At 69.6% G+C, this 22,906-nt stretch carries 22 protein-coding genes; 19 read left to right on the top strand and 3 right to left on the bottom strand.

The window, feature by feature from the left end:
• Positions 1-22: 22 nt before the first annotated feature.
• From nirD to QZ709_RS20385, 8 genes are all read left to right on the top strand, one after another.
• Positions 23-370 carry a nitrite reductase small subunit NirD gene (nirD, locus tag QZ709_RS20420; RefSeq protein WP_294639379.1) on the top strand — a complete coding sequence of 116 codons (348 nt, stop codon included), beginning with the start codon at positions 23-25 and terminating at the stop codon, positions 368-370.
• Between the two features lie 46 nt (positions 371-416).
• Positions 417-542, top strand: coding sequence for a hypothetical protein (locus tag QZ709_RS20415; RefSeq protein WP_294639378.1), 126 nt, complete (start codon positions 417-419; stop codon positions 540-542).
• A gap of 75 nt (positions 543-617) precedes the next feature.
• Positions 618-1,025: a GreA/GreB family elongation factor gene (locus tag QZ709_RS20410; protein WP_294639377.1), complete on the top strand. Its 408-nt coding sequence runs from the start codon at positions 618-620 to the stop codon at positions 1,023-1,025.
• Positions 1,026-1,100: 75 nt separating this feature from the next.
• A complete protein-coding gene (locus tag QZ709_RS20405; RefSeq protein WP_294639376.1) occupies positions 1,101-2,414 on the top strand; it encodes a nitrate- and nitrite sensing domain-containing protein in 1,314 nt (437 codons plus the stop codon).
• 290 nt (positions 2,415-2,704) lie between these two features.
• The gene (locus tag QZ709_RS20400) at positions 2,705-3,517 is read left to right on the top strand and encodes a formate/nitrite transporter family protein (protein ID WP_294639375.1); all 813 of its coding nucleotides are present in this window, start codon (positions 2,705-2,707) and stop codon (positions 3,515-3,517) included.
• A gap of 28 nt (positions 3,518-3,545) precedes the next feature.
• The gene (locus QZ709_RS20395; protein ID WP_294639374.1) at positions 3,546-5,279 is read left to right on the top strand and encodes a bifunctional protein-serine/threonine kinase/phosphatase; all 1,734 of its coding nucleotides are present in this window, start codon (positions 3,546-3,548) and stop codon (positions 5,277-5,279) included.
• Positions 5,280-5,454: 175 nt separating this feature from the next.
• Positions 5,455-7,425, top strand: a complete 1,971-nt coding sequence (locus QZ709_RS20390) for a PAS domain S-box protein (protein WP_294639373.1) — start codon at positions 5,455-5,457, stop codon at positions 7,423-7,425.
• A gap of 7 nt (positions 7,426-7,432) precedes the next feature.
• On the top strand, positions 7,433-7,573 hold the full coding sequence (locus tag QZ709_RS20385; RefSeq protein ID WP_294639372.1) for a diguanylate cyclase: 141 nt from the start codon (positions 7,433-7,435) through the stop codon (positions 7,571-7,573).
• A gap of 18 nt (positions 7,574-7,591) precedes the next feature.
• Here QZ709_RS20385 and QZ709_RS20380 read toward each other — a convergent pair whose 3' ends face one another.
• Together QZ709_RS20380 and QZ709_RS20375 are read right to left on the bottom strand one after the other, a co-directional pair.
• Positions 7,592-8,434: a PEP-CTERM sorting domain-containing protein gene (locus QZ709_RS20380; RefSeq protein ID WP_294639371.1), complete on the bottom strand. Its 843-nt coding sequence runs from the start codon at positions 8,432-8,434 to the stop codon at positions 7,592-7,594.
• 18 nt (positions 8,435-8,452) lie between these two features.
• Positions 8,453-10,354 carry a bifunctional metallophosphatase/5'-nucleotidase gene (locus QZ709_RS20375; protein WP_294639370.1) on the bottom strand — a complete coding sequence of 634 codons (1,902 nt, stop codon included), beginning with the start codon at positions 10,352-10,354 and terminating at the stop codon, positions 8,453-8,455.
• A 200-nt stretch (positions 10,355-10,554) separates the two neighbouring features.
• Between QZ709_RS20375 and QZ709_RS20370 the strand changes: the two genes are divergently transcribed.
• From QZ709_RS20370 to QZ709_RS20325, 10 genes are all read left to right on the top strand, one after another.
• Complete coding sequence (locus QZ709_RS20370) at positions 10,555-11,640, top strand: calcium/sodium antiporter (RefSeq protein ID WP_294639369.1); 1,086 nt, start codon at positions 10,555-10,557, stop codon at positions 11,638-11,640.
• Positions 11,641-11,642: 2 nt separating this feature from the next.
• Positions 11,643-13,961, top strand: coding sequence for a hydrogen gas-evolving membrane-bound hydrogenase subunit E (gene mbhE, locus QZ709_RS20365; protein WP_294639368.1), 2,319 nt, complete (start codon positions 11,643-11,645; stop codon positions 13,959-13,961).
• Positions 13,958-14,398: an MnhB domain-containing protein gene (locus QZ709_RS20360; protein WP_294639367.1), complete on the top strand. Its 441-nt coding sequence runs from the start codon at positions 13,958-13,960 to the stop codon at positions 14,396-14,398. The genes mbhE and QZ709_RS20360 overlap by 4 nt, the downstream gene beginning before the upstream one ends.
• A complete protein-coding gene (locus QZ709_RS20355; protein ID WP_294639366.1) occupies positions 14,395-14,793 on the top strand; it encodes an NADH-quinone oxidoreductase subunit K in 399 nt (132 codons plus the stop codon). The genes QZ709_RS20360 and QZ709_RS20355 overlap by 4 nt, the downstream gene beginning before the upstream one ends.
• Entirely contained in the window at positions 14,790-16,256 is a 1,467-nt protein-coding gene (locus QZ709_RS20350) for a proton-conducting transporter membrane subunit (RefSeq protein WP_294639365.1), read from the top strand. Before QZ709_RS20355 ends, QZ709_RS20350 begins: the two co-directional genes overlap by 4 nt.
• 30 nt (positions 16,257-16,286) lie before the next feature.
• Positions 16,287-16,634 (top strand): Na+/H+ antiporter subunit E, encoded by a 348-nt coding sequence (locus QZ709_RS20345; protein ID WP_294639364.1) that lies wholly within the window; start codon positions 16,287-16,289, stop codon positions 16,632-16,634.
• Positions 16,631-16,942 (top strand): monovalent cation/H+ antiporter complex subunit F, encoded by a 312-nt coding sequence (locus QZ709_RS20340; protein WP_294639363.1) that lies wholly within the window; start codon positions 16,631-16,633, stop codon positions 16,940-16,942. The genes QZ709_RS20345 and QZ709_RS20340 overlap by 4 nt, the downstream gene beginning before the upstream one ends.
• Positions 16,939-17,283: a monovalent cation/H(+) antiporter subunit G gene (locus tag QZ709_RS20335; RefSeq protein WP_294639362.1), complete on the top strand. Its 345-nt coding sequence runs from the start codon at positions 16,939-16,941 to the stop codon at positions 17,281-17,283. The genes QZ709_RS20340 and QZ709_RS20335 overlap by 4 nt, the downstream gene beginning before the upstream one ends.
• A gap of 33 nt (positions 17,284-17,316) precedes the next feature.
• Positions 17,317-18,636, top strand: coding sequence for a cation:proton antiporter (locus QZ709_RS20330; protein ID WP_294639361.1), 1,320 nt, complete (start codon positions 17,317-17,319; stop codon positions 18,634-18,636).
• A 184-nt stretch (positions 18,637-18,820) separates the two neighbouring features.
• A complete protein-coding gene (locus QZ709_RS20325) occupies positions 18,821-19,183 on the top strand; it encodes a DUF1428 domain-containing protein (protein ID WP_294639360.1) in 363 nt (120 codons plus the stop codon).
• A gap of 7 nt (positions 19,184-19,190) precedes the next feature.
• On the opposite strand, the gene QZ709_RS20320 is transcribed toward QZ709_RS20325, so the two are convergent.
• Complete coding sequence (locus QZ709_RS20320) at positions 19,191-21,545, bottom strand: response regulator (RefSeq protein WP_294639359.1); 2,355 nt, start codon at positions 21,543-21,545, stop codon at positions 19,191-19,193.
• A gap of 387 nt (positions 21,546-21,932) precedes the next feature.
• Between QZ709_RS20320 and QZ709_RS20315 the strand changes: the two genes are divergently transcribed.
• Entirely contained in the window at positions 21,933-22,775 is an 843-nt protein-coding gene (locus QZ709_RS20315) for a helix-turn-helix domain-containing protein (RefSeq protein WP_294639358.1), read from the top strand.
• The last annotated feature ends 131 nt before the right edge of the window (positions 22,776-22,906 follow it).

The raw sequence follows: 22,906 nt of genomic DNA, 5'->3' as shown, positions 1-22,906 counted from the left end.
CGAGCCCACCATGCAGACCGACATGATCCAAGACCGCCCCGACACCACCACCTGGACCCCGGTGTGTGCCATCGATGACATCCTGCCCGACACCGGGGTGTGCGCCCGCATCGGCGCCCGCCACATCGCCGTCTTCCGCATCGGCACGGACCGCTTCCTCGCGATCGACAACGTCGACCCGAAGAACGGCGCCAGCGTGCTGTCGCGCGGACTGATCGGCAGCCTGGGTGGCCGGGTGGTGGTGGCCTCGCCGCTGTACAAGCACCACTTCGACCTCGAAACCGGCGCCTGCCTGGAAGACCCGGCGCTGTCGGTGCAGGCCCACGCCGTGCAGGTCGAAGGGGGACGGGTGCACGTGCGCTGCGCCTGATTGACCCTGTTTGCGGGGCGGTGCCTTTCCTCCCTACAATCCATTCATGTTCGCCTTGCACCACGCTCCTGTCAGCGCCCACGGCCTGCTTGCCGTGACGCGTGTGCGTGCGTGCATGCGCGGCGTGCCGACCTTCCGGTCGGTGCCCCGGGTCACGGCCGCACATCACTGAGCCCGGCGACCGCCCTTTCCCCCATCCTGCGCACTCTGGTCTCCGGGCATTCCGCGCGATACCCGGAGCACCTGTATGCCAACCCCTGCTTCCCGCGTGGTCACTGAAGTCGACCACAGCCGCCTGTCCGCCCTGCTCGAACGCGGGGCCCCCTGCCCGCCCGCAACCTGGTCTCAACTGAACGAGGTGCTGGACTTCGCCGACCTGGTCCCGCCCGAGGCCGTGCCCGAGCAGATCGTCACCATGCGATCGAGCGTGGTGCTGCTGGCCCACGAAGACGGCCGCACGCTGAAGGTCACGCTGAGCTACCCGCACGACACCCCGTCCGATGGCCTCTCGGTGCTGACCCCGCTGGGTGCGGCCCTGATCGGCCAGCGCGTGGGCGAAGCGGTGCAGTGGACCGGACTCGACGGCGTGCCGCGCCGGGCCGTGCTGGCAGCCATCCCGTTCCAGCCCGAGGCCGCGGGCCAATTCCACCTCTGAGGCAAAGGCCCGGCCCCGCAACCGGCCCAAATTGACGACAATCAGGGCCTGCTCTTCGCACCATGCTGGCCCCCAATGTCCCTGTCCGTCTCCCAACTCGTTCTGCGTGCCCGGCAACTCGACATCGAGGCCTTGCGGCAGCTCGCCCGGCGCGTCGACCTCGCCGATGTCATCGGGCGGCTCGTGCACGCCCTGCAGCGCGAGCGGGGTGCGGCCAGCCTCTTCCTGGCGTCGGGCGGACAGCGTTTTGCCACCGAGCGGCAGACCGCCGTGGACAAGGCCCAACCGATCGAGACCGCCCTGCGCGAGCTCTTCGCCGAACAACTGGCGCCCGAACACGGCGCCACCTCGCGCACGCTGTCGCTGATGGCCTGGGTGATGCTGGACCTGGACGCGCTGCGTGCCCTGCGTGCGGCCATCGAGCAGCGCGGCCCCACGGCACACGACGCGGTCGCCGCCTACAGCCGGGTCATCGCCGGCCTGGTGGAGCTGGTGTTTCACCTCGCCGATGCCGCGGCCGACCCGGGCATCTCACGGCTGCTGGTGGCCTATGTGCATCTGGTGCAGGGCAAGGAGGCGGCTGGCCAGGAGCGGGCCGTGGGCGCGCAGCTGTTTGCCTCGGGCACCTGCGACGACACCGAGCAGCAGCGCATCGTGCACCTCATCGACGCCCAGGAGCGCTGCCTGCGTGTGTTCGAAGAGTTTGCCGATGACGCGCAACGTGCCCGCTGGCAGCAACACCACCTGACCCCGGTGGTGGCCCAGCTCGAACGCCTGCGTCGCACCCTGTGCACGGCGCGCCCCGGTGCCGCGCTCGACAGCGCGCTCAGCGAAAGCTGGTTCGAGGTCAGCAGCGCCCGCATCACCGAGATGGGGCAGCTGCAGAACGACCTGGTACATGGCCTGCGCCAGGCCTGCGCCGACCAGATCCAGCGTGCCGAGCAGGCCTTGCAGGACTCGGAAGGCCTGCTGCGCCAGCTGCGCGACAACCCGCCGCCGCACACCCATGCGGTCGAGCGCTTCTTCAACTCGGCCGCGCAACCCGAGGCCGCGCCGGTGCTGTCGGCTGTGGCAGACGGCACCAAGGCCGCACCCGGTGGCGCCGCCGTGAGCTCACTGGTTGAGCTCCTGCAGACCCAGTCGGCCCGCCTGGCCAGCATGGAAGCCGAGCTCGACACCGCACGCCGCGCGCTGCACGAGCGCAAGATCATCGAGCGAGCCAAGGGCGCCCTGATGTCGCGCCTGGGCCTGACGGAAGAAGCGGCCTTCCGCGCGCTGCAGAAGTCCGCCATGGACCACAACCGTCGCCTGCTCGATGTGGCAGAGGCGACGCTGGCCTTGCCCGACATCGCGTTCGCGGCCCGCCACGGCTCGACGCACCAGAAGTGATCACACACGGCGTGCGCGCACCATCTCCGCGCAACGCGTGACGCATCACGCACCGCCGCGTGGCGCTTGGCGCGCCCAATTCCGGCACAGAACCTGCATGCTCTCGGTGCACACCAGGCCAACGACGGCCTGATGCCTGGCCCGATGCACCCGCACGGGCCGCACCACACACGCGGATGACGGCGTCCCGTCCTGCCCGGCCTTACAGCCGGCGCCAGGAAGGGGCGCCGTTTTCTTTTGCCCGCGTGCCGCTCAGCCTCTGATTGCATCCCCTGCTGGAAGGAAGCCCCATGGCCTACCTCGCCCCCACCGAGTTCGTCACCAAGATGGTCGACGCCGGCGAATCGAAACTCCTGATGTCCACCCGCGACACGCTGATCCGCGCCTACATGGCCGGCGCCATCCTGGCTCTGGCGGCGGCTTTTGCCGTCTCGGTGTCGGTCAACACCGGCAACCCGCTGGTGGGCGCCCTGCTCTTCCCGGTCGGTTTCTGCATGCTCTACCTGCTGGGCTTCGACCTGCTGACCGGCGTGTTCACGCTGGCCCCGCTCGCCGTGCTGGACCGCCGCCCGGGTGCCACCTGGGGTGGCGTGATGCGCAACTGGGGGCTGGTGTTTGCCGGCAACTTCGCCGGGGCCCTGACGGTGGCCGTGTTCATGGCCATCATCTTCACCAACGGTTTCACCGAAGCGCCCAACGCCATCGGCCAGAAGATCGGCCACATCGGCGAAGGCCGCACAGTGGGCTACGCAGCTCATGGTGCCGCCGGCATGCTGACGCTGTTCGTGCGCGCCGTGATGTGCAACTGGATGGTCTCGACCGGTGTGGTCGCGGCCATGATGTCCACCAGCGTATCCGGCAAGGTCATCGCGATGTGGATGCCCATTCTGGTGTTCTTCTACATGGGCTTCGAGCACAGCATCGTCAACATGTACCTCTTCCCCTCGGGCCTGATGCTGGGCGGCAACTTCACCTTCATGGACTACATGATCTGGAACGAGATCCCGACGGTGCTGGGCAACCTCGTGGGCGGCCTGACCTTCGTGGGCGCCACGCTGTACTCCACGCATTACAAGACCGCGCCGAAGCGCGTCGCTGTCTGAACACCGCGAAGCGTCTCTGGCTCGTCACATGAGCGACCTGAAACTGCTGGTCGGCCAGCACAGTCGGGCTGGCCGCAAGGCACTGAACCAGGATTTCCATGGCGCGAGCGTGCCGGAAGGGCCGCTGCTGCACACCAAGGGTGTGGCCGTGGCGCTGGCCGACGGCATCGGCAGCAGCGCGGTCAGCCAGGTGGCCAGTGCCGCCGCCGTGCGGGGCTTTCTGGACGACTACTACGACACCTCCGAGGCGTGGTCGGTGCGGCGGTCGGGACAACGCGTGCTCGAGGCCACGAACTCGTGGCTGCACGCGCAGAACCAGCGCAGCGATGCGCGCTTTGACCGCGACCGGGGCCACGTTTGCACCTTCAGTGCGCTGGTCTTCAAGGGGCGTGAGGCCCATCTGCTGCATGTGGGGGACACGCGCGTCTACCGCGTGCATCCCCAGGCGCTGGAACAACTCAGCGAAGACCATCGGGTGCGGGTGTCGTCCACCGAGACCTACCTGGGCCGGGCACTGGGCGCCGGGCCCGCAGTCGAGATCGACTACCGCTGCTGGGACACCGAGCCCGGCGAGGTCTACCTGCTGGCCACCGACGGCGTGTGGGAGCACCTGGATGCCGCCGCCGTGCAGGCGGCGCTGTCCGCGCACCCGGATGACCTGGACGCCGCCGCCTGCATGCTGGCCGACACAGCCCTGGCTCGCGGCAGCGACGACAACCTCACGGTACAGATCGTGCGGGTGCGGGCGTTGCCCCAGGCGCACGCGCACCCCTTGGGCGCCCAGCGCGCCGCCCTGCAATGGCCTCCGCCGCTGCACGCCCGGAGCACGTTCGAGGGCTACACCCTGGTGCGCGAACTGCACACCAGCGCCCGCAGCCAGGTGTGGCTGGCCGTCGACGAGTCCACCGGGCGCCAGGTGGCCTTGAAGACCCCGGCGGCCGAGCTGCGCGAGCAGCCAGCGCTGCTCGACCGCTTTCTGCTCGAAGAGTGGATTGCGCGGCGCATCGACAGCGCGCACGTGCTCAAGCCCTGCACGCACAACCGCCCCCGTGCACACCTGCACGTGGCCATGGAGTATGTGGAAGGTCAGACACTGAGCCAGTGGATGACCGACCACCCGACGCCCGACCTCGACACCGTGCGTGATCTGCTGGGCCAGATCGCCAAGGGCCTGCAGGCCTTTCACCGCAAGGAGATGCTGCATCAGGACCTGCGCCCCGAAAACATCCTGATCGACCGCACAGGCACGGTGCGGCTGATCGACTTCGGCTCGGTGCACGTGGCCGGGCTGACCGAAGGCGCGGCGGCCACCCGCCCCGACGCCATCGCCGGTTCGCTGCAGTACACCGCCCCGGAGTACTTCACGGGCGGCGTCGGCACCCCCCGCTCCGAGCTGTTCTCGCTGGCCGTGCTGGGCTACCAGATGCTGACCGGCCACCTGCCCTATGGCCTGCAGGTGCCACGCGTGCGCACCCCGGCCGACGTGCGGCGCCTGCGCTATGTGCCGCTGCGTGAGCGGCGTCCCGACCTGCCGGCCTGGCTGGACGCCGTGCTGCGCCGAGCCCTGCACCCCGATCCGGCTCGGCGCCAGGAGGCGCTGTCCGAGTTCGTGCACGACCTGCATGTGCCCGGAGCCGCCTACCTGGGCCACCGCCCCCCCCCGCTGGTGGAACGCAACCCGGTGGTGTTCTGGCAAACCCTGAGTGCGGTGCTGGGGGCGGGTTGCCTGCTGCTGCTCGGTCTGCGCCTGAGCGGCCACTGAGCCCTCGCCCCACCGCACGGGCCGTTGTGTTGGCAGATTCGGCCACACCACACAACTCGGCCCGGTTCCTGCGGGATATCGGCGTTTCACGGCGGCCTGAACGCAGCACAATGGATGCCTCACGTTTTGCAGTACCCCGACCGGACAGCGGGCGCTTCCGCCGTCCGGGCCCACCATGGCCCCACTCCTCACCAGCCCGGCATGCAGTACGCCGGCCGGACCCTCCACCGTGCTCGACGGCTTTGCCCGTCTCGTCTGCCGACAGCTGAAGCTGCCGCTCGCAGCGGTGTCGCTGGTGCGGGATGACGCTCAGGTCGTGGTGTGTCTGGCCTCTGCCGAGGCGGGCACCGGCGCCCGGCCACCGACGGTGGCGCTGCCGGCGCTCACGGAAACGTGGGCCGTCACCGACCTGCGCACCGAGCCCGCGCTGTCTGCCGCCTGGCTGGCAGCGGTCGGGCGCAGCGTGCAAGCTTGCGTTGCAGTCCCCTTGCGCGGCGACACGGGTGCCCTGATTGGCGCCCTGTGGGCACTGGCAGACCGTCCGCGGTCGTTCACGGACGTCGAACTGGGGCTGCTCACGGACCTCGCTCCCCTGGTCGCGGCCGCGGTGCAGGAGCCGGGGCCTTCCGAGCAGGCCCAGCTGCACGAGCTGCACGCCGAGTTGCGCGCCTTGCTCGCCAACTCCTATGACGCCTACATCTGCATGGACGCCGCAGGCACCATCGTGGAGTGGAACCGCCAAGCCGAGCTGACCTTTGGCTGGACACGCGAGGAGGCCCTCGGCCGCCCGCTCGACGAGCTGGTGGTGCCGCCGGCCTACCGCGGCCGACACCGCACCGGCATGGCGCAGATGCACGACCCCAGCATCGCCCGTGTGGTGGACCGCCGCCGCGAGCTGCCGGCCGTCCGCCGTGATGGCACCGTGTTTCCGTGCGAGGTCACGGTCACCGCGCTGCAGTCGACCACGCGGGGCACGCTGTACGCGGCCTTTCTGCACGACATCTCCGAGCGACAGGACGCCCAGAAGCGCCTGGCTGAATCCAAGCGGCATCTCGAAGACCTGTACGAAAACGCGCCCTGTGGCTACTACTCGCTCGACGCCTCGGGCACCTTCGTCGACATCAACCGCAAGGCCGCCGAGCTCTACGGCGCCCCGCGGGAGTCGCTGCTGGGTCGCCGCAGCCCGCGCGAGTTCTTCACCGACGCCGGCCGCGCCCGCTTCGCCGAGGTCTACCCCCGTTTCATGCGCGAAGGCCATTTCGGGCCGGAAGAGTTCGACCTGCTCGCCGCCGACGGTCAGGCCCGCCACGTCAGCGTGATGGCCACCGCCCTGTACGACGACGAGGGCCGTTTCCTGCGCAGCCGCACGGTCATCATCGACGTGACCGAACTGCACCGCACCCGCCTGGCGCTGCAGGCCGCCAACCGGCAGCAGCACCTGATGCTGGACAACGAGATGGTGGGCATCGTCAAGATCGCCTCGTTGCGCGTGACCTGGGCCAACCGCGCCTTCGAAAAGCTCTCGGGCTACGACCTCTCCGAGCTGCTCGGCAAGAACAGTGCCATGCTCTATGCCGATCCGACGGCGTTCGAACGGGTGTCCGCCGAGGCCTACCCGGTCGTGCATGCCGGCGGCATCTACCGGACGCAGGAGCAGATGCTGGCCCGTGACGGGCGGCGCCTGTGGGTGGACATGAGCGGCACGATGCTCACGCCCGAGCACAACGAGTCGGTGTGGATGATGCAGGACATCACCGCGATGAAGGCCTACCAGCAGAAGGTCGAGGAAATGGCCTTCCAGGATGCCCTGACGGGCCTGCCCAACCGCGCTCTGCTGCTGGACCGCCTGAAGCAGGCGATTGCCGGCACGGCACGCAATGGCAAGCATGTGGCGGTGTGCTTCGGTGACCTCGACGGTTTCAAGGCGGTCAACGACCGTCACGGGCACGACGCAGGCGACCGCCTGCTGTGCGAGGTGGCCCGCCGGCTTCAGGGCGTGATCCGCGCCAACGACACCGCGGCCCGCCTGGGTGGCGACGAGTTCGTGCTGGTGCTCACCCAGCTGACCGCCCCGGACGAGGTCGAGCTGATTCTGGCGCGCGCGCCAGGCCGTGGCCCAGCCAGTCCGCCTGCCGGACGGCCATGAGGTCGCCGTGACCATCAGCTTCGGGGTCGCCTTGGCGCCGGATGTGGACACCGACGCCCACCGCCTGCTCGACACCGCCGACCGGGCGATGTACGTGGCCAAGCGGGCCTTCAAGGCCCGCCTGGCCCTGCAGCAGGCTGGCGGCTGACGCGCCCGCTCAGCGCCCTCAGCGCGGGCGGCGACGCGTCAGCGTGGCCACGACGGCCAGCCCGGCCAGCACCAGCGCGACAGAGGCCGGCTCGGGCACCGCGCTGGTCACCGAGAAGGTGCCCTGCAGCCCGGCTGCGGCGCCATAACCCTGCCCCGCCAGCAGCGTGTCGCCTACCGCGGAATCCATCTGTGCGCGGCTGAAGGCCGACACGGTCAGCAGGTCGCCCACCCGCGCCTGAAAGCGCAGGCTCACAGCCTGGGTGACATCGAACCACGCACCCAGCACGTCCACGCCATCGATCGACACTTGCAGCCCGCTGGCGCCCCCCCAACCCGGCGTCACCTGGGCGATGTCCGAGGTGGCAAAGGTGTGGGCCAGGCCTGCGAAATGCACATCGACCAGCGCCCCTGCCGCCTCGCCCGCATCGCCGACGACGCGCCACTGCAGGCCAATCACCCCCACCTCGGCCGAGACCCCGGCACCGTCCGCCGCCAACGGGGCCGGGCCTTGGGCCGTCAGGCTGGCCGAGGTGTACGTCGTCACATGGGCCACGCCGTCCGGGCGGTTGCCCGCGAAGAGGCCACCATCCCAGCCCACCTCGGCACCGCCTTCGCCCACACCAGCCGGCAGGGTCGTCCATCCGGCCCCGGCGCGGCCCAGCTCCTGCGCCGACGACAGGTCGGTGAGGCTGTCACCCAGCACCAGGTCATGCATCTGGCCCCCCACGGTCGCCGAGGCGAGCACCAGGTCGAAGCCCTCGCCCAGTCCCACGAGCTGCAGGCGGGCGGCATGGGCTCCGGGCAGGCCCGCAGCGGTCAGCAGGCCTGCGGCCATCACGGTCATCACATTGCGCTTCATGTCGGTCTCCAGGAACGTTCAGGGCAGGCGCTTGATGCGGTTCTGGGCGCCCGGGGCCACACCGGCCGGGTTGGCCTGCAGGTAGGCCTCGAAGGCGTCGGTGTCCACCGCGCCGCCGAGGCGCGCCTCGCCCTGCTGCAGCACGGCAAAGCCGTCGCCGCCGTCGGCCAGGAAGCTGTTGACCGTGACGCGGTAGCGCGAGGCCGGCTGCACCGGCGTGCCGTTCAGCGTGATGGCGCTGATGCGCGCGCCGCAGCTGCCGCTGGCAGACCAGCTGTAGCTGAAGCCGCGCGAGACCTGCAGGATGCGGTCCTGCGTCTGGCCATTGCAGCCGGCGAACTGGGTCTCGAGCAGCGTGCGGATCTGCGCGCCGTCCAGTGTCATCGTCACCAGCGAATTGCCAAAGGGCTGCACGGTGAAGGCATCGCCATAGGTCACGACGCCACCGGCGTTGTACGGCAGGTCGGCGCGGATGCCGCCCGGGTTCATGAAGGCCACCACCGCCTCGCCGAAACCGGCGTCGTCGGTTGCGTCCAGCTGCGCATCGGCGATCACATCACCCAGGGCCGACTCGCCCGCATCGTTGGCCGTGCGGCTGATGGCCGCGGTGATCACGCCGATCGGGCGCGCCTTGGGCACGGCGGCCAGCGCGTCGTAGTGCGCCACCAGGTCGGTCAGGTAGGCCGCCTCGGCCGTGGTCGTGCCGGTGGCGATGTTGGTGGCCGTGGTGGACACGACGTCGCGGGTGCGGGTGTCGATCACCAGGTCGATGTCGGTGAGGTTGCGACCATACTGACCCGACGAGGTCACGCGCACAGGCTTGCCCGCGCTGTTGGGCAGCAGGCAGTTGTAGGCCGCATGCGTGTGGCCGGACACGACCAGGTCGATGGCCGGGTCCAGGCGCTTGACGATGTCGACGATGGGCCCCGACACGCCGCTGCAGCCGTTGATACCGCCCGAGGCGAAGCCGCCTTCGTGGATCAGCACGACGATGGCCTCGATGCCTTCGGCCTTCAGCTTGGGCACGAGCGCGTTGACGGTGTCGGCCTCGTCGTCGAAGCGCAGCCCGGCCACGCCCGCGGGCGACACGATGGTGGGCGTGGCCTCCAGCGTCATGCCGACAAAGGCCACCTTGTGACCCAGGAAGCGCTTGACGCCATAGCCGGGGAACACGGTCTTGCCCGTGGTGGTGTCGACCACGTTGGCCGACAGGAAGTCGAAGCGGGCCCCGGCGAACTCGCCATCGGCACTCAGATCCTGCGGCAGGCCCTTGCCGGAGTACGGGTCGGTCGGGTGGTTGCCGCCCTGCTTGAGGCGCAGCAGCTCGGCCTTGCCTTCGTCGAACTCGTGGTTGCCCGTGGCATTGAAGTCGATGCCGATGCGGTTCATGGCCTCGATGGTGGGCTCGTCCTTGAACAACGCCGAGGTCAGCGGGCTGGCGCCCACCATGTCGCCGGCCGACACCACCGCGTTCAGCGGGTTCTTCGCGCGCAGTTCGTCGATGCGCGTGGCCATGCGGGCAACGCCCGGGTTGCTCGACGAGCCTTCACCGCCCTTGATGTAGCCGTGGAAGTCGTTGAAGCCGATCACCTTGACCGTGATCGTCGTGCCGATCTTCGAAGTCTGGGCGGCCTGCAGCAGGCGCGCACGCTCGGCGACGCTGAGACGGCCATCCCGCATCAGCCCGAAGGTCACGTTCGAGACATGCGTGAGGAAGCCGGCCTGGCTGCCCCATTGCACTTCGTCCTGGATGAGGTCGTCGATGCTGCAGCCGGAGGGTAGCAAACGGTTGGGCACGCCCGAGTCGGTGCTGCCGAGCACCACGGTGGGCGAGGGATCCGCAGGCGAGCAGGTCTGGGCGAACGCAGCAGGCGCGAGCAGGGCTGCGGCCGCCGCAGCGGCGATCAGGGTGGTGCGCATGAAGGGCTTCCTTGGCAAAGCGGGAACAGCGAGAACGGGATCGGATCGGCTGCACAGCCTAGAGAGCGGGCATGACGCGCCTGCATGCCCCCTGACCGCATGGCATGGTCTGAAAGAACCATGCACCTGTCGGCAACGGACTCGGTGCAGAATGGGTCGGAACGCACGTTGTCCCAACACGCCAGGAGGACCCACGGACGATGACGCTCATCCTCTTCATTGCAGGGCTGGTGGCCCTGGTGGTCGGTGCGACCCTGCTGGTGAGAGGGGCTTCGTTGCTGGCCTTGCGACTGGGCCTGTCGCCGCTGGTCGTCGGCCTGACGGTGGTGGCCTTCGGCACCAGCGCGCCCGAGATGGCGGTGTCCACCGGCGCGGTGCTGTCGGGCCAGGGCGGGCTGGCGGTCGGCAACGCGGTGGGCAGCAACATCTTCAACGTGCTGTTCATCCTGGGCCTGGCCGCCCTGATCACGCCGCTGGCCGTGCACCGGCAGGTCATCCGCCAGGAGGCGCCCATCATGATCGGCGGCGCGGTGCTGCTCATCGTGCTGGGGCTTGACGGCGTGCTGGGTCTGTTCGACGGCGCCCTGCTGCTGGGCCTGCTGCTCGCGTACACCGTGTTCCTCGTGCGCCAGTCGCGTGCAGAGTCCGCCACGACCGGCCCGGGCGAGTTCGCCGACAACCTGCCTCCCGTGCAGCCCGGCCGCTGGGATGCCCGCCTGCCGGCCCAGCTCGTCCTCATCGTTGCCGGGCTGACGCTGCTCGTGCTCGGGTCCGACTGGCTGGTCCAGGCCGCCGTCGCCGTGGCGCGCGCGCTCGGCCTGTCCGAGGTGGTCATCGGCCTGACGATCGTTGCCGCCGGCACCTCCCTGCCCGAAGTGGCCGCCTCGGTCATGGCCAGCATCAAGGGCGAGCGGGACATCGCGGTGGGCAACGTGGTCGGCAGCTGCGTCTTCAACCTGTTCGGGGTGATCGGCCTGGGCGCCGTGGTGGCCGGCATCGGCTCGCCGCAGGGGCTGTCGCTGCCGCCAAACGTCGCCCAGTTCGACCTGTGGGTGATGCTCGCCACGCTGGTGGCCTGCGTGCCGGTGTTCGTCACCGGACGCGAGATCGCGCGCTGGGAGGGGGTCCTGTTCCTGGCCTATTACGTCGCCTACGTGGCCTACCTCGTGATGGCGGCACAGCGCCACGCCGGGCTGGACGCCTTCGGTGACGCCATGCTGGGCTTTGTCGTGCCCTTGACCATCGTCACCCTCGGTGTGACGCTGCTGCGCCGGGAGGCCACCTGAGCATGGGACAGGCCTCCCACCACCCCGACGCCCCCACCCTGGGCCTGATGGCCCGGGCCGCCTTCACCGCCTTGCCGCTGGCGGCGCTGCTCGCAGTGCTCTCGTTGCTGCTGCACACAGCGTTGCCCCTGGCCGGCAGCCTGGACTGGGTGCCGGCGCTCGGCATCCGGCTGGCCTGGCGCATCGACGGCCTCGCGGCCCTGATGCTGCTGATGGTCACGGGCGTGGGCACGGCGGTGTTCGTGTACGCCGGCGGCTACATGGCCGGCCATCCGGGGCAGCGGCGGCTGTACGTGCTGCTGACGCTGTTCATGCTGGCCATGATCGGCTGCGTGACGGCCGACGACCTGTTCAGCCTCTTCCTGTTCTGGGAGGCCACCAGTGTGCTGTCCTTCCTGCTGGTGGGCTTCGACCACACGCAGACCGGCAGCCGCAAGTCGGCGCAGCAGGCCCTGCTCGTGACGGGCACGGGCGGCCTGGCCCTGCTGGCTGGCCTGATCCTGCTGAGCCAGGCCGTGGGCACCACCTCGATCGGCACGCTGGTGGAGCGCCTGCCGGCCACGCCGGCCTCGCCCGTGCTGACGGCGGGGGTGCTGCTCGTGCTGGCCGGGGCCTTCACCAAGAGCGCGCAGTTCCCCTTCCACTTCTGGCTGCCCAACGCCATGGCCGCGCCCACGCCGGTGTCGGCCTACCTGCACTCGGCCACCATGGTGAAGCTGGGTGTCTACCTGATGGCACGGCTGGACGCGGGGCTCGACACCTGGCCGATGTGGCAGGTTCTGCTGCAGGGGGCGGGTTCCATCACGGCAGCGTGGGCCATGGTCCTGGCGCTGCGCGAACGCGACCTCAAACGCATCCTCGCGTGGTCCACGGTGGCCACGCTGGGCACGCTGGTCGCGCTGGTCGGCATGCCCGGCGAAGGCGCTGCGGTGGCCGTGGGCGCCCTGTTGCTGGCGCATGCGCTGTACAAGGCACCGCTGTTCTTCGTGGCGGGCAACATCGACCACGCGACCGGCACGCGCCTGATCGACCGGCTCGGCCACCTGCGCCGCGCCATGCCGTGGACCGCCCTCTGTGCCGCGCTGGCCGGCATGTCGATGGCAGGCATCCCGCTGTCCTTCGGCTACGTGGTCAAGGCGCTGATCGCGAACGCCAAGGCCACCGGTGACGTGCTGCCCTTCGTGCCGCTGGCCAACACCGTGTTCTCGGCGATTGCGGTCGCCGTGGCCGGCGTCGCGGCCGTGCGGGTGTTCTGGCACGAGGTCAGCGAGAGACCTCCCGACACCGGCCTCGACACATCGCCCGACGCGCCAGGGAGGCTGGACGGCGGCCCGGCGCTGGTCCTCCCGCCCCTGGCACTGGCCCTGTGCGGCGTCGTGCTGGGCCTGTTCCCGATGTGGGCCCAGCCCATGCTCCAGGCCGCCGGCGTGGCGATGACGCCAGGCGACGAGCCGGTGCTGGCCCAGCTCGCCGAGGTCCTCGGGCCCGAGTTGTCGTCTTTTGCGGTCACCTTCGGCCTGGGCGCCACGGTGTTCCTGCTGTGGGAACCCCTGCACCGCGTGGTGGCCGCCGGTTCGGCGCGGCTGGCGGTGTTCGGTTTCGCGGCGCACTACGAGCGCTCGCTGGGCTGGATTCCCCGCATCGCCGCCGTGACCACGCGCACGCTGCAGCACGGGCGCTCGCCCGGCTACATGTTCCTGGCGGCGGCCGCGGCCGTGGTGGCGGTGGGGCTGCCGCTCCTGGCCAGCCTGCCCGACCTGTCCTGGCCCGCATGGTCGGCGCCTTCGGTGGGCGTGTCCGGCGCCGTGCTGCTGATGACCCTCGGTTGTCTGGCTGCGGCCTCGCTGCGGCAGCGCATGGTGCTGCTGCTGGGCACGGGCCTCGTCGGCTATGGCAGTGCCGTGCTCTTCCTGTTTGCCGGCGCCCCGGACGTGGCTTTCACCCAGGTGGTGGTGGAAACCGTGTTCGTCATCGTCGTGGCCGCCGTGCTGCTGGCCCTGCAGCGTCAGGGCAAGGCCGACAGCGTGGCCGAACCGGCATGGCGCCCGCTGGCCCTGGTGCTGTCGCTGACGTTTGCCACCGTGCTCACCGCGTTGATGCTGCTCACGGTGGCCACACCGTTCGACGACACGGTGTCGCGCTGGTTCGGCGCCGAGAGCGTGCCGGCCGCACATGGCCGCAACGTGGTCAACGTCATCCTGGTGGACTTCCGCGCGCTCGACACGCTGGGCGAGATCACGGTGGTCATGCTGTCCTTGCTCGCCGCCATCCCGCTGCTGCGGGCCAGCCGCTCATCACGTGAGCCAGGAGACACGCCATGAAGCGCCAACCGCTCATCCTCGAGGTCGTGGCCCGGCCGCTGTATGCCGTCATCCTCGCCGCATCGGTGTTCGTGCTGCTGCGCGGCCACAACGAGCCCGGCGGCGGCTTCATCGGTGGCCTGCTGGCCGTGACCGCGACGGTGCTGTGGGCCCTGGCCCATGGGCCCGACGCGGCCACGCAGCGGCTGCCCCTGCGTTCGCCCGTGCGCCTGGCGGCGCTGGGCGTGCTGACGGGCCTCGTGTCGGGCCTGCCGGCATGGGCGCTGGGCCAGCCCTACCTCACGCACCAGTGGGGCGCCTTGCCGCTGGGTTTCACCGACGTGCCGGTGTCCACCGTGCTGGTCTTCGACCTGGGGGTGTACCTGGCCGTCTGGGGCGCGCTCGGAGGCTATGCCGTGGCGCTGCTCAATCAGGATGCGAAGGAGGAGGCACCATGATCTGGGCCGTGGCGTTCGGACTGTGGATCACCCTGGCGACCGGGCTCTACCTGGCCCTGTCGCGCGACGTGCTGCGCTGCGTGGTCGGCCTGGCCCTGCTGGGCAGCGCCATCAACCTGCTGTTGCTCGCTGCGGGCCGGCTCGGGCCCGAGCGGCCCGCCATCATCGAAGTCGGTCAGCAGGCCCTGCAGGAGGCCGCCAACCCCCTGCCGCAGGCGCTCGTGCTCACGGCCATCGTCATCGGCTTTGCGCTGATGTGCTTCGCCCTGGTGCTGGTCATGCAGATGGTCCGACGTGTGGGCACCGACGACGCCCTGGCGCTGCGGCTGGCAGAGCCGCCGGCCACCGACCCGGTCAAGCCCCCGCTGTCCACCGACGGGGGGACCCGCGCATGAGCGTGCTGGTGACCGCCCCGGTGCTGATCCCGCTGGCGACCGCGGCCCTGACGGCCTTCACGGGCGAGCGCCCCAGGTTGCAGCAGGGCCTGAGTGCAGCCGGTGCCCTCGCCTTCCTGGCGGCCGCGCTCTGGCTGGTGGCGCAGGTGGCCGAGACCGGCTCGGTCGGCGTGCACTTCGGCAACTGGCCCGTCCCGTACGGCATCGCCTTCGAGCTCGACAGGCTGTCGGGCGCGCTGGTGCTGGTGACGGCGCTGATGGGGGGAGCCGTGCTGCTGTTCATGGCGAGTGAAGCCGCCCCCACGCCGACGCACCCGCTGCTGCTGCCCCTGGTGCCCGGCACGCTGGCCGGCGTGGCCGGGGCCTTCAGCACCGCCGACCTGTTCAACCTGTACGTGTGGTTCGAGGTGATGCTGATCTGCGCGCTGGGCCTGATCGCGCTGGGCGGGCGACGCGACCAGCTCGACGCGGCCTTCAAGTACCTGGGGCTGAACCTGTTCGGCACGCTGCTGCTGCTGGCCGCCGTGGGCCTGCTGTATGCCGCGACCGGCCACCTCAACTACCAGGCGCTCGCCGCGGCCGCACGGGCCGTGGACCCTGCGCTGCTGCACGCCCTGTTGGCCGCGCTCGCTGTGGCGCTGCTGCTCAAGTCGGCGGCCTTCCCGCTGTACGCGTGGTTGCCGGCGTCCTACCCGACCCTGCCCACGCCGGTGCTGGCCCTGTTCGCCGGGCTGCTGACCAAGGTGGGCGTCTATGCGGTGCTGCGCACGCTGGGCGATGTGTTCATGCCGGCCGGCGCCAACTGGTCGGAAGCCCTGGGCTGGGTCGCAGCGGCCACCATGGTCGCCGGCGTGCTGGGCGCGGCGTACCACTGGGACATCCGCCGCATCCTCGCCTTCCACATCATCAGCCAGATCGGCTACATCCTGCTGGCCGTGGCGCTCGACGGGCCAGATGGCCACGCCGCTGCGCTGTTCTACACGGTGCACCACATCATCGTGAAGGCCAACCTCTTCCTGATCGCCGGCATGATCGCGGCGCTGGCGGGCAGCCACGATCTGCGGCTCATCGGGGGGCTGGCGCAGGCGCGACCGGCACTGGCGCTGCTGTTTGCCGTGCCGGCACTGTCGCTGGTGGGCGTGCCGCCCTTGTCCGGCTTCTGGGCCAAGCTGCTGGTGCTGCAGGCGGCTTTCGAGCAAGGACGGTATCTCTGGGGTGCCCTGGCGCTGCTGGTGAGCGTGTTGACGCTGTACTCGATGATGAAGATCTGGCTCGAAGCCTTCTGGAAGCCCCATCCCCAGGCCGGCGTCGACGGTGCGGCGTGGCAGCCCCGTCAGGCCGCCCTGGGCCCGGCCTGGATGGCCACAGTCGGGCTGGCCGCCATCACGCTGGCCATCGGCCTGGCGCCGCACCCCCTCATCGCGTTCGCCCAGGAGGCGGCCGCCACCCTGGGCCGGCGATGACGGGGCCCACGCGAGAAGGAGGTTGACTGCATGAACAGGCTCACCGCCGCCATCGTCCTGCCCTGGCGCTTCACCGTGGCCATGGTCACCTCCGGCTTACAGACGGTCGGCACCATCGCGCGCCACGGGCTGGCCATCGGCGCCCCGCCGCCGGCAGCCTTTGTGCGCATCGACTTCGCGCCCATGAACGCCCAGGGCGCGGCGCTGCTCGGCTGCATGATTTCGCTCACGCCGGGCACGACCGTGGTGGACATCGACCTGCCCCGGCGGCAGATGGTGCTGCACATGCTCGACACGCGCGACGCGGGCGCGGCCGTGGAGACCATCCGACGCCGCTTCGAGCCCCCGCTGCTGGCCTGGTTCGGGGTGGCGGCATGAACGCGCTGTCCTCCGGCACGATGCTGACGGTCGCCATCGCGCTGCTGACGGCCCTGGCCCTGCTCGCCACGCTGATTGCCTCGGTGCGCATCGTGCGCGGGCCCTGCCATGCCGACCGCGTGGTCGCGCTGGACATCTTCCTGGCCGCCGCCGTGGCGCTGTGCGTGGCCGCCTCGCTGGCCACGGCGCGCACGGTGTTCCTCGACGTGGGCATGGGCCTGGCCCTGGTCGGCTTCGTGGGCACGGCAGGCTGGGCCCGGCTCATCGAGCGGTCGGCACCCCACGACACACAGGAGCCACGGCCATGATGCTCGTGCTTCTGGGCTGTGTGCTGCTGGCCGCCGGCGCCGTGCTGCTGGTGATCGCCGCATGGGGCGTGATCGTGTTGCCCGATGCGCTGGCGCGGCAGCACGCCGCGACCAAAGCCGGCACCCTGGCCCTGGCCCTGGTGTGCACGGGCGCCATGCTGATCGCCCAGGATGGCGCCTGGACCTGGCGCCTGCTGCTCACCGTCGGCTTCCTGCTCGCGACGCTGCCCGTGTCATCGCACCTGCTGGCCCGGGCGGCCGTGCGCGAGGCCAGTCTGGACGAGGCGGTGGACAGCGCCGCGACCGCCGCGCCGATCGCCACGCGGGACCCGGCCCCCTGATCGCCGCGGGCATGCGGGTTGCCCGGGTCCCGCATGTTCATGCAATGGTGCCTGGTCATCGGTGTGCTGCTGGTGGTCATCGGGCTCACCGACACGCTGAGGCGCAAACTGCCCGTCGGCACCTCGGCCATCTACCTGCTGTGCGGCTACCTGCTCGGTCCACAGGCCTTTGCCTTCATCGATCTGGAACTGGTTCGCGACGCCGGGTTGCTGGAGGTGCTGACCGAGATCGCCGTGCTCATCTCGCTCTTTGCGGTGGGCCTGCGCCTGCGCGCGCCCTTGAAGGATGGCCTGTGGCGTGCCCCGGTGCGCATGGCCACCCTGGCGATGCTGGTGACAGTCGGGCTGGTCACCGCGCTCGGCATGGGCTTGGGCCTGTCGCTGGGCAGCGCCGTGCTGATGGCCGCCGTGCTGGCCCCCACCGATCCGGTGCTGGCCTCCGACGTGCAAGTGGCGCACCCCCGAGACCGTGACGGGCTGCGCTTCAGCCTGACCGGCGAAGGCGGGCTCAACGACGGCGCGGCGTTTCCGATGGTGATGCTGGCGCTGGGCCTGATGGGCTTGCATGACCTGGGGGCCTGGGGCTTGCGCTGGGTTGCGGTGGACCTCGTGTGGGCGACGACCGGGGGCCTGGGCCTGGGCTGGCTCACCGGCCTGCTCTTCAGTCGCGTCGTTGTCCACCTGCGGCGCGAGCAATCCCAGGCTTTCGGCATGGAGAGCTTCTTCACGCTCGGCCTGATCGCCCTGACCTACGGCCTGGCACTGCTGTTGCACACCTACGGCTTTCTTGCGGTGTTCGCGGCCGGCCTGGCCGTGCGTCAGTTCGAACGGACCGACAGCGACGACCGCCAGCCTGGCACAGCAGGCGACCGGGCCAGGGCGCCCGACGACGGCGTCGAGGACCTGGGGCCCTCGGCCGAGGCCAGCCCGACGATGGCCTCGGCCTACATGGCCAAGGAGGTGCTCGATTTCACGCTCGACCTGGAAAAAATTGCCGAGCTGACGGTGATGCTGATCATCGGCAGCCTGCTGTCCCTCGCCACATTCAATGCCTTCAGCCTGGCGGTGGCCTTCGGGCTGGTCTTCGTGATCAGGCCGGTGGCCATCTACCTGACCACCGTGCGCTCTTCGCTCACCACAGCGCAACGGCGCTTTGCGGCCTGGTTCGGCGTGCGGGGCGTGGGCTCGATGTACTACCTGATGTTCGCGGTGACGCACGGTGCCATCACGGGGGAACTGACCGCCGTGGCCCACGCCGTGCTGGCCACCATCGCCCTGTCGGTGCTGCTGCACGGGTCGACAGCGACGCCGGCCATGCGCGCGTACCAGAAGGCACTGGCGCGACGCCGATGACGCGACGCCCGGACACGACGCCCTCAGCGTTGACAGGGTCGGCATCGCCCTGGACACTGGGCGTCGCGTTCGGGCTGGCGTTCACCGCCCGTGGGGCGGGGTGCGACGCTGCGGGCCATGGCCACACAGGCTCACTCCATGAGCCTTAACCCCATTTACCACCACCTCGGCAGGAGCAAGCACCATGAGCTACATCGACGGCTTCGTCATCCCCGTGCCCTCCGGCGGTCGCGAGCGTTACCGCGCCGCCGCGCAGCAGTTCCACGAGAAGTTCAAGCACCTGGGCGCAATTCGCCAGGTGGAGTGCTGGGGCGACGATGTCCCCGACGGCAAGGTCACCGACTTCAAGCGCGCGGTGGACGCCAAACCGGACGAGACGGTGGTGTTCGCGTGGATCGAGTGGCCGTCGAAAGAGGTGCGCGACGCCGCCAACAAGAAGATGATGGAAGACCCCGAGATGGAAAAGATGGACATGCCTTTTGACGGCAAGCGCATGATCTTCGGCGGCTTCATGTCGATCTTCGACACCGCCGAGCACAAGGGCTGAAGAACGCTCAGCCGGGGCGCGGTCGGATCCACTGCCGCAGCGTGTCCAGCAGACGCGCCGGATGGATCGGCTTGGTCACGTGGTCGTTCATGCCGGCCTGCAAGCAGGCTTCGCGGTCGGCGTCCAAGGCGTTGGCCGTCATCGCGATGATCGGCAGACCGGCTCGCTGACCACTCGCGCGGATGCGGCGCGTCGCCTCCAGCCCGTCCATGCCGGGCATCTGCATGTCCATCAGGACCAGGTCGTAGTCGCGGGCCAGCACCTTCTCCACGGCCTGCTGACCGTCGCAGGCCAGATCGACCGTCACGCCAGCCCCCTCCAGCAAGGCTCTGGCGACTTCCTGGTTCAGTTCGCTGTCTTCTACCAGCAAGACCGACGCGCCGACCAGAGAGGGTGCCTCCTCGGCCACCCCGGCCTCCTCGACTTCAGCCGGCGCCTGTCGTGGCTGGGTCGTGGCGTTGTGCAGGTCGGCGCGCAGCGCTTGCGCCACCGGGTCCGCTTGCTCACCCTTGCCCAGCCGGACGGTGAACCAGAACGTGCTGCCCACACCCGGCGTGCTCTCAACCCCCACCTCGCCGCCCATGCGCGTGGCCAGTTGTCGGGTGATGGCCAGGCCCAGCCCGGTTCCCCCGTACTGGCGCGTGGTGGAGCTGTCGGCCTGCTGGAAACGCTCGAACAGGCGGGCCGACTGGGCCGGCGTCAGCCCGATGCCCGTGTCCCGGACGGAGAAGTACAGCACCACCTCGCGGTCGGTCTCTTCGCGCATCTGCGCCCGGATCTCGACCTCGCCGCGGGCGGTGAACTTCACCGCATTGTTCGCATAGTTGAGCAGCATCTGGCCCAACCGCAACGGATCGCCCACGAGCCGTTCAGGGATGCGGGGGTCGATGTGGGTGATGAGTTCCAGCCCCTTGTCGGACGCCTTGTCGGCGATCAGCGCAGTGGCGTCGTCCAGCACCTGTCGGAAGCCGAACTCGATGTGCTCGACCGCCAACTCGCCGGCCTCGATCTTCGAATAGTCGAGGATGTCGTTGAGCAGCCCCAGCAGATGCTGGCTCGCCGTCTGGATCTTCTGCACGTACGCGCGCTGATGCGCCCCGATGTCCGTCCTGAGCAGCAGGTGGGACATGCCCATGATGGCGTTCATGGGCGTGCGGATCTCGTGGCTCATGTTGGCCAGAAAGGTGCTCTTCGCCTGGCTCGCGTTCTCGGCGGTGCGCGTGGCCCGGGCCAGTTCGGCGGTGCGCTGCTCGACCAGGGTTTCCAACTGCTGCTGGTGTCGTCGCAGCGCGTGCTCGGCCCGCTTGCGGCGCTGGTTCTGGTAGACCAGCGCGAGCAGCAGCGCAGTCAGCAACACGATGATCGCCGTGGACGCCATGACGAAGGGGCGGTACTCGCTCCACAGCGTGTGCGGGCGATTCAGGAACACCGTGTCCGGCGGCAAGCGGGCGGGATCGCCTCGCCAGCGCTGCACCTGAGCCCAGTCGAACACGGGCCGGGGCGGCACGGACAGCACCGGTGCGCCGGGCTCAGGCAGCGGCGCACCACGCAGCAGGTCGGCCCCGATTTCACCCACCCGCCGCCCCACGGCCTCCGTGACCCGCACCGAGCCGCCGACCAGTCCGGTCGCGATGTGGGCGTCGTACAGCGCGAGCACCGGCGCGTTGCTCCGCTTGGCCACCTCTGCGGCCACCGCCACCGGCACGAAGGAACGTCCGCTCCGATCCTGAAAGTAGGCTGCCAGCACGACCAGGGTGTCGGGCGGCAGCGTGGCCACCCGCTCCAGCATGGCCTCATGGGTGAGTGACGCGGTGTCCTCGACCTCGGCGCGATGGCCCTGTGCCGCCACCGCCTGCGCCACCTCGGTGGGCAGCGCAGCCTGAGGGCGCCCCACGCCCGCCACCACGACCACCCGGCGTGTGCGCGGGAACAGCGTCAGACCCAGGCGCACCGTGCCGGCCACGTCATACTGGTCGCTCACCTGCACGATCCGATGCGGCGCCCCACGCCACCGCGCGGGCGGCGCCCCCACAAACGTGACCAGCACAGGCAAACCGGGGGGCAGCAACCCGTAACCGGCGTCAGCCAGAAAGTCCAGTGCGGCCTGGTTCTGCGCGACGATCAGCCCGATGTGCTTGCCCGCGTACTTCTGCTGCAGCAGCGCGGCCACCGCCGGCGACGGATCCGGGGCGCTGAAGCGTCCCAGGTCGAGGTGCTCGATGTAGATGTCGGTCTGACTGACACCCCGCTCTCGCAGCACCGCCACGGCGCCGCGAATCAGCGCCTCGGGAACCGGCAAGCCGTATTGCAGGCCCGAAAGGATGAGCACCGCGGGCGAAGACCGGGTTGACGCGTCCCCCATCGAGGATGCGGCCACAGGCTGCCCCCATGCGCACCCGCTGACCAGCAAGAGCAGGACGGCGCAGCGCCGAAGCCAGCAAGCGCCGAACGAGAAACCTCTGAGGATGGGGAGAGCCGGCATCTGGAACCATGTCGATCGATGGAACCCCGCCGGGACGCGTGGCGATCGTCAGGGCGGGTCGTGCGCTACATCCGCGTGCTCAACCATGCCTTGTAACAGAAATCGGGGGCCCGCCGCAGCGGGTTTGCAGGGAAGCACGCCGGGGCGTCAAGCGCACCGCCCTCGTGGCTAACCCTATTGAGGATTCCACTGGTATGTTTGCACGCCGCATTCTTGAACCATATCAAGATGCCGGTCCTGATCTCGCCCCCCGACCTGCCCAAGTGGGTGCCCGGCCGCATCCTGTCTGCGAGCGATGGACTCGGGTGGAAGGACGTTTCGCACCGTTCCTACCGGTACACCGGCCTTGACGTGCCGATTCCTCCGATCGACCACGTCATGATCGTCCGCTACCGGTCGGGTCAGACGCCAATGGAGCGCTGCCTGGACGGCAAATGGAGCAAGGCCGCTTGTGAACCGGGCGTCTTCTCATTGTTGACACACTGCGAGCCGTCACATTGGCATTGGACGCAGTGCATCGACGTGTCCCACACGTATCTGTCTGAAGCGCTCATGTGCAGGGTGGCCTCTGATGTGATGGATCGGCCGGTCGCCGCGGTCCGGCTCCTTGACCTGCTCAGCGCACAGGACCCGATCGTCACGAGCATCGCCGATGCAATCACGCTCGAGGCCCAACAGCAGCGATTGGGGGGCGCGCTGTACGCAGAATCTCTGGCCATGCAGCTCACCGTGCACCTGCTGCGTCGCTATGCCGCCGTCACCTACAAGGACAGCCTCGGGTCAGGTGCGCTCTCGCCCGGCCGCTTGCGCCGGCTCGACGAGTACATCGAAACGCATCTGCAGGAGAACATCACCATCGAGCAACTGGCCAGGGTGGCAGAGCTCGGTGTGTGGACCTTCACCAAGCACTTCAAGTCGACCACCGGGCGCTCGGCCCATGCGTATGTGATGGACCGACGCGTCGAACGCGCCCGCCGCCTGCTGTCTCAAGGGCAGATGGCGATCAAGGAAATTGCGTTTGTTTGCGGCTTTGCGGATCAGGCGCACATGACGCGCGTCTTCCGTACCCGGCTGGGCGTCACCCCCGCACGACTGAAGAAGTGCGACTAGCCGGTTCACCGTCCGGTACAAGAAATCGCCTGAAATCGACAAGACCCGCACAGCGGGCGTCTCCAAGATTCGTTCACGGTAGCGCACGACCTCCATTGGGGCGGCGATACCGGATTCGCCGGCCAGCCAGG

Origin of the sequence: uncultured Aquabacterium sp. (genome assembly GCF_913773725.1) — a bacterium.
In the GTDB taxonomy this organism is placed as follows: Bacteria; Pseudomonadota; Gammaproteobacteria; order Burkholderiales; family Burkholderiaceae_C; genus Aquabacterium.
The sequence above is the reverse complement of the archived record's forward strand: the minus strand, read 5'-3'. Positions and strand labels throughout refer to the sequence as shown.

Bases quoted from the DNA above. Each gene is read 5' to 3' on its own strand.
- QZ709_RS20405 (WP_294639376.1), top strand. From the start codon at position 1,101: ATGTCCCTGTCCGTCTCCCAACTCGTTCTGCGTGCCCGGCAACTCGAC.
- QZ709_RS20335 (WP_294639362.1), top strand. From the start codon at position 16,939: ATGATGCTCGTGCTTCTGGGCTGTGTGCTGCTGGCCGCCGGCGCCGTG.
- mbhE (WP_294639368.1), top strand. From the start codon at position 11,643: ATGGGACAGGCCTCCCACCACCCCGACGCCCCCACCCTGGGCCTGATG.
- QZ709_RS20395 (WP_294639374.1), top strand. From the start codon at position 3,546: ATGAGCGACCTGAAACTGCTGGTCGGCCAGCACAGTCGGGCTGGCCGC.
- QZ709_RS20370 (WP_294639369.1), top strand. From the start codon at position 10,555: ATGACGCTCATCCTCTTCATTGCAGGGCTGGTGGCCCTGGTGGTCGGT.
- QZ709_RS20355 (WP_294639366.1), top strand. From the start codon at position 14,395: ATGATCTGGGCCGTGGCGTTCGGACTGTGGATCACCCTGGCGACCGGG.
- QZ709_RS20380 (WP_294639371.1), bottom strand. From the start codon at position 8,434: ATGAAGCGCAATGTGATGACCGTGATGGCCGCAGGCCTGCTGACCGCT.
- QZ709_RS20390 (WP_294639373.1), top strand. From the start codon at position 5,455: ATGGCCCCACTCCTCACCAGCCCGGCATGCAGTACGCCGGCCGGACCC.
- nirD (WP_294639379.1), top strand. From the start codon at position 23: ATGATCCAAGACCGCCCCGACACCACCACCTGGACCCCGGTGTGTGCC.
- QZ709_RS20330 (WP_294639361.1), top strand. From the start codon at position 17,317: ATGTTCATGCAATGGTGCCTGGTCATCGGTGTGCTGCTGGTGGTCATC.
- QZ709_RS20375 (WP_294639370.1), bottom strand. From the start codon at position 10,354: ATGCGCACCACCCTGATCGCCGCTGCGGCGGCCGCAGCCCTGCTCGCG.
- QZ709_RS20360 (WP_294639367.1), top strand. From the start codon at position 13,958: ATGAAGCGCCAACCGCTCATCCTCGAGGTCGTGGCCCGGCCGCTGTAT.
- QZ709_RS20400 (WP_294639375.1), top strand. From the start codon at position 2,705: ATGGCCTACCTCGCCCCCACCGAGTTCGTCACCAAGATGGTCGACGCC.
- QZ709_RS20415 (WP_294639378.1), top strand. From the start codon at position 417: ATGTTCGCCTTGCACCACGCTCCTGTCAGCGCCCACGGCCTGCTTGCC.
- QZ709_RS20350 (WP_294639365.1), top strand. From the start codon at position 14,790: ATGAGCGTGCTGGTGACCGCCCCGGTGCTGATCCCGCTGGCGACCGCG.
- QZ709_RS20325 (WP_294639360.1), top strand. From the start codon at position 18,821: ATGAGCTACATCGACGGCTTCGTCATCCCCGTGCCCTCCGGCGGTCGC.
- QZ709_RS20345 (WP_294639364.1), top strand. From the start codon at position 16,287: ATGAACAGGCTCACCGCCGCCATCGTCCTGCCCTGGCGCTTCACCGTG.
- QZ709_RS20340 (WP_294639363.1), top strand. From the start codon at position 16,631: ATGAACGCGCTGTCCTCCGGCACGATGCTGACGGTCGCCATCGCGCTG.
- QZ709_RS20410 (WP_294639377.1), top strand. From the start codon at position 618: ATGCCAACCCCTGCTTCCCGCGTGGTCACTGAAGTCGACCACAGCCGC.
- QZ709_RS20320 (WP_294639359.1), bottom strand. From the start codon at position 21,545: ATGGGGGACGCGTCAACCCGGTCTTCGCCCGCGGTGCTCATCCTTTCG.